Genomic DNA, 941 nt, shown 5'->3' with positions numbered 1-941 from the left:
CGAACTCCCGTCGAGCGCGTCATTGTCCACATCGTCCGACGCAACCGGCGAATCCAACGGGTTTCGGGCGTCGTCCCGCTCGTAGCGGCGGTCGGTTCGCACCGGGAACGCTTCTACCGGCACGGCACCGGCTTCAAGGGGCAACGCCATCGCGGAGTCCGCGGACGGCAACGACCCGCCCCGCCGCCCGTCGGTCTGGTCCAGCGGTCCCAGGTAGACCGATGGCAGGGTTTCCTCGATCGGCGGCAACGGGTGCGCATCGAGCCTCTCCAGCCCCGACAACGAACGATGAGCGGCCTGGTAGGCACCGAAGACCTCGTCCGGCCGAACTCTGTCGTCGACAGGCCCGGCGAACGACGCCACCAACGCCGTGAAGGAGTTCCACGCCCGCATCGCCTCGACATACGCCCGCTCACCCGCATGCGGCGCCAGTGCCTCCCGGACCTGGCTGCCATACTCCAGCGCTACCTCCCGCAACCGGATCAGCAGTTCCCCCACCATTGCGGGATCGACGCCCGCCCGCAACACCAGCGGACCCGTCCCCGGCGCAAGAACCCGCGGCGGATTGTCATTGGCTGATGTTGTCTGCCCGATGTGTGGATCGGGAGTGTCGGTGTCTGGTTGCGGCGGTCCGGTCCGGTCTGGGCCGGTCCCGGTGATCTCGACCGCCGCAGGGTAGAACCGTTGCTGCTGGTAGTAGCCGCCCCCGCCACCACCGTGACTACCCGAACCGGAACCACCCATCCAGTCAGCCACCGGCGCAGGCCGGTCGTCCGGGTCGTTGTCATCGAAGTAGGGGTAGTCGTGGTCGCCGCCGGTGGGGTTGGGGGCGGCAGGCACCGAGGACTGGAAGTACGGGTCGAAACCGGTGTAGTCGGAGCCGGTACCGGTCAGCAACTGAGGGTCGACAGACAACGAAGACTGGAAGTACGGGTCGAAAC

At 67.6% G+C, this 941-nt stretch carries 1 protein-coding gene; it reads right to left on the bottom strand.

Annotated elements, in window-relative coordinates; translation table 11 throughout:
- Positions 1-941, bottom strand: a 941-nt coding sequence (locus tag QSK31_RS48325; RefSeq protein ID WP_285691964.1) for a hypothetical protein, incomplete at both ends; no start/stop codon positions are given.

It is taken from the genome of Actinoplanes sp. NBRC 103695, from assembly GCF_030269485.1.
Classification (GTDB): Bacteria; Actinomycetota; Actinomycetes; order Mycobacteriales; family Micromonosporaceae; genus Actinoplanes.
Note: the sequence above shows the minus strand (reverse complement) of the source record. Positions and strands in the feature narration are given on the sequence as shown.